This is a genomic window from Arsenicicoccus sp. UBA7492 (assembly GCF_002479615.1).
In the GTDB taxonomy this organism is placed as follows: domain Bacteria; phylum Actinomycetota; class Actinomycetes; order Actinomycetales; family Dermatophilaceae; genus Arsenicicoccus; species Arsenicicoccus bolidensis.
On the sequence record NZ_DLOE01000043.1, the window covers coordinates 59,433 to 71,330 of the forward strand.

An 11,898-nucleotide genomic window follows, 5' to 3' on the forward strand; every position below is an offset into this window, starting at 1 on the left:
CGAGGTCAGCATGGCAACCCTTGATGCTCACTCTCCCGGGACACACCCCGCGCCCGAGTCCGGTGACCAGCTCCAGCGAAACCTGTCCAACCGCCACGTCCAGCTCATCGCCATCGGCGGAGCGATCGGCACCGGCCTGTTCATGGGCTCCGGCAAGACGATCCACGCCGCGGGCCCCTCGATCCTGCTCGTCTACCTCACCGTCGGCGTCATGCTCTTCTTCGTCATGCGCGCCATGGGGGAGCTGCTCCTGCACAACCTCGACTACAAGTCCTTCCAGGACTTCTGCGCCGAGATGCTCGGCCCCTGGGCCGGATTCATGTCCGGCTGGACCTACTGGCTGTGCTGGGTCGTCACCGGCATGGCCGAGATCATCGCCGTCACCGGCTACTGGAACTTCTGGGTCAACCCCGACCACCCCACCGAGATGAAGCCCCTCTCGCTGGTCCTCGCCGTGGTCATGCTCGGGTTCCTGCTGTTCCTCAACCTGCTCACCGTCAGGCTGTTCGGCGAGATGGAGTTCTGGTTCGCGATCATCAAGGTCATCGCGATCGTCGCCCTGATCATCATGGGCATCTGGATGCTCGTCACGGTCTTCACCTCCCCGGACGGCACCAAGGCCTCGATCACCTACCTCTGGGACCGTGGCGGCTTCTTCCCCAAGGGCCTCGACGGGTTCGGCGCCGGCTTCCAGATCGCCGTGTTCGCGTTCGTCGGCATCGAGCTCGTCGGCACCACCGCCGCCGAGACCAAGGACCCCACCACGACCCTGCCGCGGGCCATCAACTCGATCCCGGTCCGCATCATCGTGTTCTACGTCCTGGCGCTGCTGGTCATCATGACCGTCACGCCCTGGGACAAGATCGACGCCGGGCAGTCGCCGTTCGTCAACCTGTTCAGCCTCGCCGGGCTCGCCGCCGCCGCCACGGTCATGAACTTCGTGGTGCTGACCTCGGCGTCGTCGAGCTGCAACTCCGGGCTGTTCTCCACGTCACGCATGCTGTACGGCCTCTCGCACAAGGGCATGGCGCCCCGCGCGTTCGGCCGCCTGTCGCGCCACAAGGTCCCGCAGAACGGCCTGTTCGTCTCGGTGCTGCTGGTCGCCACGTCGATCCTGCTCATGCTCGACGACTCCGTCATGGGCGCCTTCACGGTCGTCACCACGATCTCGGCCGTGCTGTTCATCTTCGTCTGGGGCCTGATCCTGCTCAGCTACATCGTCTACCTGCGCCGTCACCCGGAGGCTCACGCGCGGTCGGTCTACAAGATGCCGGGGGCGCACTTCATGCCGTATGTCGTCCTGGCGTTCTTCGCCGTGGTGCTGGTGCTCCTGACCCAGGAGAAGGACACCCTCCAGGCGCTGCTGGTCACACCCGTCTGGTTCGTCATCCTCGTCGGCGCGTGGTTCGCGGTGCGCAACCGTGTGCACCACGACAGCTCGACCACCGAGCTCGTGGACTGACCCGACCCGCCGGGGGACTCAGACCGGCCAGGTCTCCCGGCGCCAGGCGGCGTCCCAGAACATCCACTCGTAGCGCGCCGCCGTGGAGTAGGCCTCGTGCATCCGTTCCATGGTGGCGTCGTCGGCGCCCTCGGCGCACCGGTCGACGATCGCCTTGGCGCGGCCCACCGAGGCGGCGAACTCCTCGTCGGAGTACATCCCGATCCAGTCGCCGTAGGCATGGCCGTCGAGCGAGCCGGCCTGGCTCAGCAGGTGGTCGCCCACGTCCTGGTAGATCCAGAAGCAGGGCAGCACGCCGGCTGCGGCCACGGCATACGAGCCCTGGGTGGTCAGCGACGACAGGTAGGACGTGTAGGCGAGGCAGCTGGGGGAGCGGCGCGCAGCCGCGAGGTCGGCGACGTGCGCGCCGTGCAGCTCCCGCTCGACCACGACCGTGGTGCGGGCCGACTCCGCCCAGAACAGCATCTCGTCGGGGTCGGTGGCCTGCCCGGCGAGGGTCGCGAGCACCCGGCCGTAGTCCGCGAGGTAGAGCGCGTCCTGCGCCATGTAGTAGGTGAAGCGCTCGCGGTCGAGCGTGCCGTCGGCCAGGCCCTGCACGAACGGCAGCTCGTCGATCGCGGACCGGACGTCGGCGGTGCGCGCCCAGGCGTCGGTGGTGAAGGTCATCGGTCAGCTCCAGACGTCGTGGAAGTGGTGGACCGGGCCGTGCCCGTGCCCGACGTGCAGCTCGTCGGCGTGCCGCAGCGCCTCGGTGAGCCAGGCCTTGGCGTCGCGGCAGGTCGTCTCCCAGTCGGGACGCCGTGGACGCAGGGCTGCGAGGGCGGAGGACAGGGTGCACCCGGTGCCGTGCGTATGCCGGGTGGCCACCCACTCGGCCGTGATCAGCACCTGGCCACGGGCGTCGGCGAGGACGTCGGTCGCCTGCTCGCTGCCGGTGTGGTGTCCGCCCTTGACGTAGGCGCGGCGTGCTCCGGCCGCGACGAGCGCCCGCGCCTGGTCGACCATCTCGTCGACGCTTCCGGCCGGCTCGGCGTCGAGCAGCACCGCGGCCTCGGGCAGGTTGGGCGTGATGATGCTCGCGAGCGGGACGAGCTCGCGCACGGCCGCGACGGCGGACTCGTCGAGCAGCCTGTCGCCGCTGGTCGCCACCATGACGGGGTCGAGCACGATCGGCGTCTCGCCCGCCTCCTCGGCGCGCAGCCGCTGCAGCACCCGTCCGACGGCCGCGGTGACCTCGGCGTCGGCGAGCATGCCGATCTTGACGGCGTCGGGGGTGATGTCGGCCAGCAGCGTCTCCAGCTGGGCGGTGACGAAGTCGGCGGGCACGACGTGCACCCCGGTCACGCCCTGCGTGGACTGCGCGGTGAGCGCGGTGATGACGCACATGCCGTAGGCGCCCAGCGCGGAGAAGGTCTTGAGGTCGGCCTGGATGCCGGCGCCGCCCGAGGGATCGCTGCCGGCGATGGAGAGGACCGTGGTCGGGGCGGTCATCGCGCCTCTCCCCGTGGTCGGTCGGGCGCCTGGGCCGTATGCCGCTCCGCCGCCTCGCGCCACCGCGCCAGCAGCGTGGCCGCCGCCTCGCGGGGGTCGGGCGCGGCGCAGACGGCGCTGACGACGGCGGCCCCGTCGACGCCGGTGGCCGGGAGCAGGCCGATGCGCGACGCGTGGATGCCGCCGATGGCGACCGTCGGCCAGGGGCTGGCGGCGACGAGCGCCGCGATGCCCTCGGGGCCGGCGGGGGTCGCGGCGTCGGGCTTGGTGGCCTGCTCCCACACCGGTCCCAGGCCGAGGTAGTCGACGGTGCCCTCGGGCAGGGCCCGGGCCGCCTCGACGTGAGCGGGGGTCTGGCAGGAGAGCCCGAGGAGGCGGTCGGGCCCGAGGAGCTCGCGCGCCCGCTCGGGGGACAGGTCGCTCTGGCCGATGTGGGCGCCCGCGGCCCCGGTTGCCTCGACGAGGTCGACCCGGTCGTTGACGACGACGGGGACGCCGGTGCCCTCGAGCGCCCGGATCACCGACCGCGTGAGGCGCAGGATCCGCTCGTCGTCGGCCCGGGGGTCACGCACCTGCACGAGGGTCGCGCCCCCGTCCACGGCGGCGCGGGCGACCCGCGCGACCTGGTCGTCGCCGCCGCACATGGCCGTGTCGGTGACGAGGTAGAGCGTGAGGTCGAGATCGCGTCCCTCGAGGACGGACCGCTGACCGGTCATGAGAGCACCAGCCCGGAGGCGAGCTCGTCGGGGGTGACCAGGCTCAGCTCGTCGAGCAGCGCCACGGCGAAGCTGCCGGGCCCCCGAGCCGCGCGGGCGGCGCGCTCGGCGGCCACCGTCAGCAGCCCCGTCGCGCTCGTGGCGGCGAGCAGCGCGTCGTCGCACACGGCCGCGAAGCCCGCCATCAGGGCGCCGAGGGCGCAGCCCACCCCGGTGACCTTGGTCATCACGGGGTCGCCGTTGTGCACCCGGACCAGGCGCTCGCCGTCCGTGAGGTGGTCGACGGCGCCGCTGACCGCGACGACCGTGCGGCGGGAGGTGGCGAGCTCGCGGGCGCGGTCCAGGACCTCCTCGGGCGAGTCGGCGCTGTCGACCCCGCGACCTCCGAGACCGCCCAGCAGCCCCGCGATCTCGGAGGCGTTGCCGCGCACGATCGTCGGCGCGTGCAGGTCCATGAGCGAGACCGCGACCCCGGTGCGCCAGGCCAGGCCGCCGGCGGCGACCGGGTCGAGCACCCACGGCGTGCCGGCGGCCTGCGCGCCCGTGACGGCGGCCCGCATGGCGGCCGTCGTGTCGTCGTACGGCGTCCCGGTGTTGACCAGCACGCCGCCCGCGACCCGGGCGAAGGCCTCCGCCTCGTGCGGGTTGTCCACCATGGCGGGGGCGGCGCCGGCGGCCAGCAGGACGTTGGCCGTCCACTGGGCCACGACGATGTTGGTGAGGCTCTGGACCAGAGGCGTGGTGGCCCTGAGCCGGGCGAGCGCCTCGGCCACCTCGTCGGGGGTGACTGCGGCCACCGGGTCCACGGATGCGTCCGTCATACGACGTCCCTTCGCTAGCACGACCTAGATCAGGTGCGACGGGTGTGATCTCAGCCCGGCCGACGGCCAGGCACCCCGCGTCTCCTCGCACCCTAACGGACGCGGTCGGCGAGGGGACCACGGGGCCCCACGGGAGGTTGTCCACAGGCCCGGCCGCCGACGCGTGGATCCGCGCCGTCGTCCACAGGCCCCGGGCCGGGGGTGGTGGCCCAGCCCGGGGCTGGTGACGATCGCTGCATGGACACCACACCCACCACCGCCGACATCCCGCTCACCCTCGACGAGATGCTCGAGGGACGTTCGATGCGCGACGTCGTCCACCTGCGGCGAGCCATCCAGGCCACGATGCCGCCGCCCGGGCCGCGCGACCGACGTCGCCGTCCTGGTCGGCGACCTCAACGGGCACCTCGTCGCCCCCATGTCCTTCCGGGACCTGCCGTCCCCCTGCGATCCCGCCCACGTGCGAGTGCTCCTCGAGGTGGTCGCCGAGGTGCTGGGTGAGCATGCGACGGTCGCCACCCTGCTCGTGCGGCCCGGGCCGGCGCACGCGATCGCCGCCGATCGCGCGTGGCAGGAGGTCGCGCAGAGGTGCTGGCAGGAGAAGGGGGTGATCGACCTCGGGTGCTTCGTCGTCGGCACCCACGGCGTGGACCTGCTCCCCAGGCTGGAGCTCGTCGCCTGAGGCGCTGCCCGGGGCGATACCCCTAGGCGTCGAGGTCGACGATCACCGGGGCGTGGTCGCTCGCGCCCTTGCCCTTGCGCTCCTCGCGGTCGATGGACGCGCCCGTCACCCGGCTCGCGAGCGCGGGGCTCGCCAGGCAGAAGTCGATGCGCATGCCCTGCTTCTTGGGGAAGCGCAGCTGGGTGTAGTCCCAGTAGGTGTAGGTGCGGGGCTCGGACGTGTAGGGCCGGACCACGTCGGCGAAGCCCGCGGCCACCACGGCCGCGAAGGCCTCGCGCTCCGGGACCGAGACGTGCGTCTTGCCCTCGAAGAAGGCCATGTCCCAGACGTCCTCGTCCTGCGGGGCGACGTTCCAGTCACCCATGAGCGCGACCTGGGCCCCGGGGTCCTCGGCGAGCCAGCGCTCGCCGTCCGCCCTGAGCCGGGCGAGCCAGTCGAGCTTGTAGGCGTAGTGGGGGTGCCCGAGCTCGCGCCCGTTGGGGACGTAGAGCGACCAGACGCACACCCCGTCGCACGTCGCTCCGAGCGCCCGAGCCTCGGCGACCGGCTCCGGCTCGCCGTACGTCGGCATGTGCTCGAAGCCGACCTGCACGTCCGTGAGCCCGACGCGAGAGGCGATGGCGACGCCGTTCCACTGGTTGAGGCCGTGGTGGGCGACCTCGTAGCCCGCCTGCTCGAACGGCAGCATCGGGAACTGCGCGTCCTTGCACTTGGTCTCCTGCATGGCCAGCACGTCCACGTCATGGCGCTCGAGGAAGGCGACGACGCGGTCGACGCGGGTCCGGATGCTGTTGACGTTCCAGGTTGCGATGCGCACCTCGCCAACCTACCGGAGGCGCCTGGCCAAGCCTCTACGCTGTCGCTCATGGCAACTGCACTCGTCACCGGCGCGTCCGCCGGCATCGGCCTGGCCTTCGTCCGTGAGCTGGCCTGCCGCGGCCACGACCTCGTCCTGGTCGCCCGCAACCGCGACCGGCTGCAGGAGGTCGCCGACGACCTGCGGGACCTGCACGGCACGAGCTGCGAGATCCTCGTCGCGGACGTCGCCGAGCGCGACCAGCTGCAGCGCGTGGCGGACCGGGTCGCCGACCAGGCACGCCCGGTGGACCTCGTCGTCAACAACGCCGGCTACGGCCTCAAGACGGACTTCCTGCGCACCCCGATCGAGCGGGAGGAGCACCACCTGATGATCCACACCCGCGCGGTGCTCGTGGTGTCGCAGGCCGCGGCGCTGGCGATGCGCGAGCGGGGGCGAGGGGCCGTCGTCAACGTCTCGTCGGTGGCGTCGTTCGTGCAGATGGGGACCTACTCCGCCGCCAAGGCGTGGTGCACGACCTTCACCGAGGGCCTGGCCAACGAGCTGCAGGGCACCGGGGTCACCGCCACGGCGCTGTGCCCGGGCTTCACGCACACGGAGTTCCACCAGCGGGCCTCGATGAACATGTCCCACCTGCCCGACGCCGCGTGGCTCGACGCCGACCGGCTCGTGCAGGACTGCCTGGACGACGTCGCCCGCGGTCGTGCGCTGAGCGTGCCCGGCGGGGTCTACAAGGCTGTCGTGGGAATCGTCCAGGTGGCGCCGCGGGGGATCGTCCGCCGGGTCAGTGGGCGCCTGGCCTCGGGTCGCCGCACCGCCCGCTGAGCCCGCCCCCGCCGGGCCGCAACTAGGCTGGGGCCTCATGAACACCGCGCCCACGAACCCCGCCGACGCCCGCGCCCGCCTGCTTGAGATCATCAAGGACAAGGCGATCGTCCACGGTCGCGTCACCCTGTCCTCCGGCAAGGAGGCCGACTACTACGTCGACCTGCGGCGCATCACCCTCGACGGCGAGGCGGCGCCCCTGGTCGGCATCGTGATGCGCGACCTCACCAGGGACCTGGCGTATGACGCCGTGGGCGGCCTCACGCTCGGCGCCGACCCCGTCGCCACGTCGATGCTGCACGCGTCCGCCGCCGCAGGCGAGCGGCTCGACGCGTTCGTCGTCCGCAAGGCCGGCAAGGCGCACGGCCTGCAGCAGCGCATCGAGGGTCCGTCGATCCGCGGTCGTCGCGTGCTGGTCGTCGAGGACACCACGACCACGGGCGGCTCGCCGCTCGACGCCGTCGCCGCCGCCCGCGAGGACGGGGCCGAGGTGGTGGCCGTGGCCACCATCGCCGACCGCGCGACCGGCGCCGGCGAGCGCATCCAGGACGAGGCCGGGGTGCCCTACCTGCACGTCTACTCCCTGGAGGAGCTCGGCCTCGCCTGACCGGCTGACCGGCTCACCGGCTCACCGGCGGGGCGGTCCCGGCCGCCGGGTGCCGCAGGGAACGCCGGAGGGCGGCGGCTCGTCATACGGTCAACCGCCGTGATCGGCCGACTAGGCTGATCACGACCTCAGTCCCGCTCTGGAGGGAGCCGACGTGACACCCGTCCACATCACGCTGATCGTCCTGCTCGTCATCATCGCCCTGATCGTCATGTGGCTCGTCGGCATGCACAACAGCCTCATCGGGCTGCGCAACCGCACGCAGGAGTCCTGGCGCCAGATCGACGTCGAGCTCAAGCGGCGGCACGACCTGATCCCCAACCTCGTCGAGACCGTCAAGGGCTTCGCGACCCACGAGCGCGGCACGCTCGACGACGTGATGCGCGCGCGGTCCGCCGCCGTCAGCGCCGGGGGCAGCCCCGCCGAGACCGCCGCCGCGGAGCAGCAGCTCACCGGCGCCGTGGGCCGCCTGATGGCCGTCGCCGAGGCCTACCCGCAGCTCCAGGCCAACTCGAACTTCCTGGCCCTGCAGCAGGAGCTCGCCTCCACCGAGGACCGCATCGCCTCCGGGCGCCGCTACTACAACGCCACGGTGCGCGAGCTCAACACCAAGGTCGAGTCCTTCCCGAGCAACATGATCGCCAAGCAGTTCGGGATCCACCAGGAGCAGTACTTCGAGGCCGAGGCGCAGGCGCGCAGCACCCCTCAGGTCAACTTCGACACCAACTCGCCGCGCACCTACGAGTCCGCCCCCGAGCCCCAGCACGGTGGTCCCTCGCAGGGCGCCACCCCGGCCGCTCCGGCCCAGCCGGCCGCGCCCGCCCAGGCGCCCGGTCTCGGTCAGCCGGGCACGGCGGAGGGCGCTCACGCCCCGGCCGGCGGTCTGCCCGCCGGTGCCGCTGACAACGCTCAGGGCGCCGGTCGTCAGGGCGGCGTCCCAGACACCAACCCGCACCAGGAGGGCGGCGCCCTCAGCTGGCCGTCCACCCAGCCGGACAAGCCCCAGCAGTAGTCACCAGCACGAAGGACGCCCACCCCCGATCCAGGGGGTCGGCGTCCTTCGTCGTCGCGTCGGGTGGTCGGCCGGCTCTCGCCCGGTCAGGCCTCGTGGCGGGTGCTGCCCGCGCCCGGCGTCGGGTCGATGGTGGCGCGGCCCTTGCGGCGCTTGTGCATCCACCACTCGAAAACCATGGGGAGCACCGAGATGGCGACGATCAGCAGGATCGCGGTCTCGAGGTTGTTCTGCACCGCGGGGATGGCGCCCAGGAAGTAGCCGAGCAGGGTCACGCCGCAGGCCCACAGCACCGCGCCGACCGCCGACCAGGTGAAGAACCGCTTGCGGTCCATCTGGCCGACGCCCGCGACGACCGTGATGAAGGTCCGCACGATCGGCACGAACCGACCGATGACCAGGGCCTTGTTGCCGTACTGGTCGAAGAAGGCGATGGTCTGGTCGAAGTACTTCTTCTTGAGGAAGCGCCCGTCGCGGTTGTAGAGCGGGGTCCCGATGGCCCGCCCGATCTCGTAGCCCACCACGTTGCCGGCGAACGCGGCGATCGACAGCAGCGCCAGGGCGAGGCCCAGGTGGACGTCGACGTCTCCGCGCTTGATGAACATGCCGATCGCAAAGAGCAGCGAGTCGCCCGGCAGGATCGGGAACAGCAGGCCGCACTCGACGAACACGATCGCCATGGAGAGCCAGAAGAAGGCGTTGCCGTAGTTGTCGAGGAGGTACTGCGGGTCCATCCAGCTCAGGGAGGACATCAGCTCGGGGATCATCACGCCGACCAGGGTACGGGGGATTCCTGTCCCCCCGCTGTCGCACCGCTGTGGCGGCGGGAGGGTTCCTCGACCCGGCCGCTCCCTCGCCGGGCGGGGACCGAGGCCGTATGCCGATAGCCTGCCGCCCGTGAGCGATCAGGCATCCGGCGGGGGAGTCGCGACGACGGGCGGCGGGCGGGCGGCGGCGATCGGTGTCGGGCCCTGGCCGGGACCCTGGCCCACGCGGCCGGACGGGTCACCGGACCCCCGCTACGACCCGGAGCTGCTGCGGGACGGCGACCGCCGCAACGTGGAGGACCGCTTCCGCTACCTGACGATGGCGGCGATCGTGGCGGCGCTGGACGAGACGCGGCACGAGCTGCACGTCGCCGTCGAGAACTGGGAGCACGACCTCAACATCGGGTCGGTGATCCGCACCGCCAACGCGTTCAACGTCGCTGCCTTCCACGTCGTGGGCCGTCGCCGCTGGAACCGTCGCGGCGCGATGGTCACAGACCGCTACCAGCACGAGATCCACCACCCGGACGTCGCCGATCTCGTCGCCTGGTGCCGCGCGCAGGAGCGTGACGCGCTGGAGAGCGGGCGGGACGGCATACCGCTGATCGCGGTCGACAACGTGTCCGGGAGCGTGCCGCTCGAGACCTTCGAGCTGCCGCGGCGGTGCGTGCTGGCGTTCGGGCAGGAGGGGCCCGGGCTGACGAGCGAGCTGCTGGACGCCGCGGACGCCGTCGTGCACATCACGCAGTTCGGGTCGACGCGGTCGATCAACGCCGGCGCGGCTGCCGCGATCGCGATGCACGCGTGGGTGCGAAGGTGGGCGGACATGCCTACCTGAGGTAGGTCCATCGGCCTGGGGTGCGAAGGCGGGCGGATGTGACTACCTGAGGTAGGTACGGATACCCATGTGCGTGGGGGTGAGGGTCTCCTAGCCTGGAAGTGCGCGATGCACCAGAGGGGGAGGTGCATCGCGCACCACTGTGTCCAGCACCCTGCGCACCACACTGTGCCCAGCAGCATGTGCAGCACCGTCCCGGCCCTCGCGGGTGTCCGTCCCGTGGCGTTTCGCGCCCACCAGGTGGACCCCTGCGGGGGCCGGTCGCCGTCCTGGGCCCGGTGATGGAAGGATGGGAACGTGCCTCCGGCCCCGTGCCGGTCACCGACAGCCCAACCGAAGGAGAACCCGCACATGCCCATCGCAACCCCTGAGGTCTACCGCGACATGCTCGACCGCGCGAAGGCTGGCTCCTTCGCGTACCCGGCCATCAACGTCACCTCCTCCCAGACCGCGACGGCAGCGATCCGCGGTTTCGCCGAGGCCGGCAGCGACGGCATCCTCCAGGTCTCGACCGGCGGCGCGGAGTACCTCTCCGGCTCGACCATCAAGGACATGGTGACCGGGTCCCTGGCCCTCGCCGCCTACGCCACCGAGGTCGCCAAGAACTACGACGTCAACATCGCCCTCCACACGGACCACTGCCCCGAGAACAAGCTGGACGGCTTCGTCCGCCCGCTGCTCAAGGCGTCGGAGGCTAACTACGAGAAGTACGGCGTCCCGATCTTCCAGTCCCACATGTGGGACGGCTCGGCCGTGCCGCTAGACCGCAACCTCGAGATCGCCCAGGAGCTCCTCGCGATCTGCAACAAGCTCGACGTCGTCCTCGAGGTCGAGATCGGTGTCGTCGGTGGCGAGGAGGACGGTGTCGCCAACGAGATCAACGACCAGCTCTACACCACCACCGAGGACGCGCTGAAGACCGTCGAGGCGCTCGGCCTGGGCGAGAAGGGTCGCTACATGGCCGCCCTCACCTTCGGCAACGTGCACGGCGTCTACAAGCCGGGCAACGTCAAGCTGCGCCCCGAGATCCTCAAGGAGTGCCAGGACGCGATCGTCGCCAAGTACGGCACCGACAAGGGCGACAAGCCGCTCGACCTCGTCTTCCACGGCGGCTCGGGCTCCCTGCCGCAGGAGATCTCGGACGCGGTCGACTACGGCGTCATCAAGATGAACGTCGACACCGACACCCAGTACGCCTTCACGCGCCCGGTCGCCGACTGGATGCTGAAGAACTACAGCGGCGTCCTCAAGATCGACGGCGAGGTCGGCAACAAGAAGCAGTACGACCCGCGCGCGTGGGGCAAGGAGGCGGAGGCCGGCATGGCCCGCCGTGTCATCGAGGCCTGCGAGAACCTGCGTTCCGCCGGCACCCACAAGTGAGTCGAGGACTGCATGACTGAGCGCCCCAACCTGCTGGGGCCCGAGCCGACGCGGCTGCCGGTGGACCCGGCGGCCGCGTCGCTCGCGTCCGGGCAGGACGCCATGGCCGTGGCCGCGGCCAACCCCACCTCGTCGCTGGCCTGGGCCACGCTCGCGGAGTCCGCCCTGCAGGGTGGGCGCCCGGTCGAGGCCTACGCCTACGCCCGCACGGGCTACCACCGTGGGCTCGACTCGCTGCGTCGCGCCGGCTGGCGCGGTCAGGGTGAGGTCCCCTGGGAGCACGAGCCCAACCGCGGATTCCTCTGTGCCGTCGCAGCGCTCGCCTACGCGGCGGACGCCATCGGCGAGGAGGACGAGCGGGAGCGCTGCGCCCAGCTGCTGCGCGACTCCTCGATGGAGGCGGCGCGCCAGATGGGCCTGGTCCCTCCGCAGGAGTGACCCTGCCGTCTGCCGACACAGGTATGACGAGAGCGCGCCCTC

Annotated in this window: 14 protein-coding genes and 1 riboswitch; of the genes, 8 read left to right on the plus strand and 6 right to left on the minus strand. The window is 71.6% G+C overall.

What is annotated here, in order from left to right; genetic code table 11:
* Positions 1 to 10 precede the first annotated feature (10 nt).
* Positions 11 to 1,462 (plus strand): amino acid permease, encoded by a 1,452-nt coding sequence (locus B4E97_RS12675; protein WP_286960112.1) that lies wholly within the window; start codon positions 11 to 13, stop codon positions 1,460 to 1,462.
* 18 nt (positions 1,463 to 1,480) lie between these two features.
* On the opposite strand, the gene tenA is transcribed toward B4E97_RS12675, so the two are convergent.
* The 4 genes from tenA to thiM form a co-directional block, all read right to left on the minus strand.
* Positions 1,481 to 2,128, minus strand: a complete 648-nt coding sequence (gene tenA / locus B4E97_RS12680; protein WP_286960114.1) for a thiaminase II — start codon at positions 2,126 to 2,128, stop codon at positions 1,481 to 1,483.
* A 3-nt stretch (positions 2,129 to 2,131) separates the two neighbouring features.
* On the minus strand, positions 2,132 to 2,953 hold the full coding sequence (gene thiD, locus B4E97_RS12685; RefSeq protein WP_286960115.1) for a bifunctional hydroxymethylpyrimidine kinase/phosphomethylpyrimidine kinase: 822 nt from the start codon (positions 2,951 to 2,953) through the stop codon (positions 2,132 to 2,134).
* A complete protein-coding gene (gene thiE, locus B4E97_RS12690; protein ID WP_286960116.1) occupies positions 2,950 to 3,669 on the minus strand; it encodes a thiamine phosphate synthase in 720 nt (239 codons plus the stop codon). The genes thiD and thiE overlap by 4 nt, the downstream gene beginning before the upstream one ends.
* Entirely contained in the window at positions 3,666 to 4,490 is an 825-nt protein-coding gene (thiM, locus tag B4E97_RS12695; RefSeq protein WP_239261263.1) for a hydroxyethylthiazole kinase, read from the minus strand. Before thiM ends, thiE begins: the two co-directional genes overlap by 4 nt.
* Positions 4,480 to 4,578, minus strand: a riboswitch (TPP riboswitch). (Overlaps the previous gene by 11 nt.)
* A 330-nt stretch (positions 4,579 to 4,908) precedes the next feature.
* Here thiM and B4E97_RS12700 point away from each other — a divergent pair.
* On the plus strand, positions 4,909 to 5,172 hold the full coding sequence (locus B4E97_RS12700; RefSeq protein WP_286960117.1) for a hypothetical protein: 264 nt from the start codon (positions 4,909 to 4,911) through the stop codon (positions 5,170 to 5,172).
* A 22-nt stretch (positions 5,173 to 5,194) separates the two neighbouring features.
* Here the strand turns inward: B4E97_RS12700 and B4E97_RS12705 are convergent, their stop codons facing one another.
* Positions 5,195 to 5,989 carry an exodeoxyribonuclease III gene (locus B4E97_RS12705; RefSeq protein ID WP_286960118.1) on the minus strand — a complete coding sequence of 265 codons (795 nt, stop codon included), beginning with the start codon at positions 5,987 to 5,989 and terminating at the stop codon, positions 5,195 to 5,197.
* A 48-nt stretch (positions 5,990 to 6,037) separates the two neighbouring features.
* Here B4E97_RS12705 and B4E97_RS12710 point away from each other — a divergent pair, with 48 nt between their 5' ends.
* From B4E97_RS12710 to B4E97_RS12720, 3 genes are all read left to right on the plus strand, one after another.
* Entirely contained in the window at positions 6,038 to 6,814 is a 777-nt protein-coding gene (locus tag B4E97_RS12710) for an SDR family NAD(P)-dependent oxidoreductase (RefSeq protein ID WP_286960119.1), read from the plus strand.
* Positions 6,815 to 6,851: 37 nt separating this feature from the next.
* Positions 6,852 to 7,421, plus strand: a complete 570-nt coding sequence (gene pyrE / locus B4E97_RS12715; RefSeq protein WP_286960120.1) for an orotate phosphoribosyltransferase — start codon at positions 6,852 to 6,854, stop codon at positions 7,419 to 7,421.
* Between the two features lie 154 nt (positions 7,422 to 7,575).
* Complete coding sequence (locus B4E97_RS12720) at positions 7,576 to 8,433, plus strand: LemA family protein (protein ID WP_286960121.1); 858 nt, start codon at positions 7,576 to 7,578, stop codon at positions 8,431 to 8,433.
* 86 nt (positions 8,434 to 8,519) lie between these two features.
* Here the strand turns inward: B4E97_RS12720 and B4E97_RS12725 are convergent, their stop codons facing one another.
* Positions 8,520 to 9,200: a DedA family protein gene (locus B4E97_RS12725; RefSeq protein ID WP_019284980.1), complete on the minus strand. Its 681-nt coding sequence runs from the start codon at positions 9,198 to 9,200 to the stop codon at positions 8,520 to 8,522.
* Positions 9,201 to 9,330: 130 nt separating this feature from the next.
* Here B4E97_RS12725 and B4E97_RS12730 point away from each other — a divergent pair, with 130 nt between their 5' ends.
* The 3 genes from B4E97_RS12730 to B4E97_RS12740 all read left to right on the plus strand — a co-directional run bounded on the left by B4E97_RS12730 (position 9,331) and on the right by B4E97_RS12740 (position 11,856).
* Positions 9,331 to 10,038 carry a TrmH family RNA methyltransferase gene (locus B4E97_RS12730; RefSeq protein ID WP_286960122.1) on the plus strand — a complete coding sequence of 236 codons (708 nt, stop codon included), beginning with the start codon at positions 9,331 to 9,333 and terminating at the stop codon, positions 10,036 to 10,038.
* Positions 10,039 to 10,389: 351 nt separating this feature from the next.
* Positions 10,390 to 11,418: a class II fructose-bisphosphate aldolase gene (gene fbaA / locus B4E97_RS12735; RefSeq protein WP_029210793.1), complete on the plus strand. Its 1,029-nt coding sequence runs from the start codon at positions 10,390 to 10,392 to the stop codon at positions 11,416 to 11,418.
* A 12-nt stretch (positions 11,419 to 11,430) separates the two neighbouring features.
* Positions 11,431 to 11,856 (plus strand): DUF3151 domain-containing protein, encoded by a 426-nt coding sequence (locus tag B4E97_RS12740; protein WP_019284977.1) that lies wholly within the window; start codon positions 11,431 to 11,433, stop codon positions 11,854 to 11,856.
* Positions 11,857 to 11,898: the final 42 nt, after the last annotated feature.

Coding starts and splice junctions, on each gene's coding strand:
- thiE (WP_286960116.1), bottom strand. CDS start 3,669: ATGACCGGTCAGCGGTCCGTCCTCGAGGGACGCGATCTCGACCTCACG.
- thiD (WP_286960115.1), bottom strand. CDS start 2,953: ATGACCGCCCCGACCACGGTCCTCTCCATCGCCGGCAGCGATCCCTCG.
- B4E97_RS12710 (WP_286960119.1), top strand. CDS start 6,038: ATGGCAACTGCACTCGTCACCGGCGCGTCCGCCGGCATCGGCCTGGCC.
- B4E97_RS12740 (WP_019284977.1), top strand. CDS start 11,431: ATGACTGAGCGCCCCAACCTGCTGGGGCCCGAGCCGACGCGGCTGCCG.
- pyrE (WP_286960120.1), top strand. CDS start 6,852: ATGAACACCGCGCCCACGAACCCCGCCGACGCCCGCGCCCGCCTGCTT.
- B4E97_RS12725 (WP_019284980.1), bottom strand. CDS start 9,200: ATGATCCCCGAGCTGATGTCCTCCCTGAGCTGGATGGACCCGCAGTAC.
- thiM (WP_239261263.1), bottom strand. CDS start 4,490: ATGACGGACGCATCCGTGGACCCGGTGGCCGCAGTCACCCCCGACGAG.
- fbaA (WP_029210793.1), top strand. CDS start 10,390: ATGCCCATCGCAACCCCTGAGGTCTACCGCGACATGCTCGACCGCGCG.
- B4E97_RS12675 (WP_286960112.1), top strand. CDS start 11: ATGGCAACCCTTGATGCTCACTCTCCCGGGACACACCCCGCGCCCGAG.
- tenA (WP_286960114.1), bottom strand. CDS start 2,128: ATGACCTTCACCACCGACGCCTGGGCGCGCACCGCCGACGTCCGGTCC.
- B4E97_RS12700 (WP_286960117.1), top strand. CDS start 4,909: ATGTCCTTCCGGGACCTGCCGTCCCCCTGCGATCCCGCCCACGTGCGA.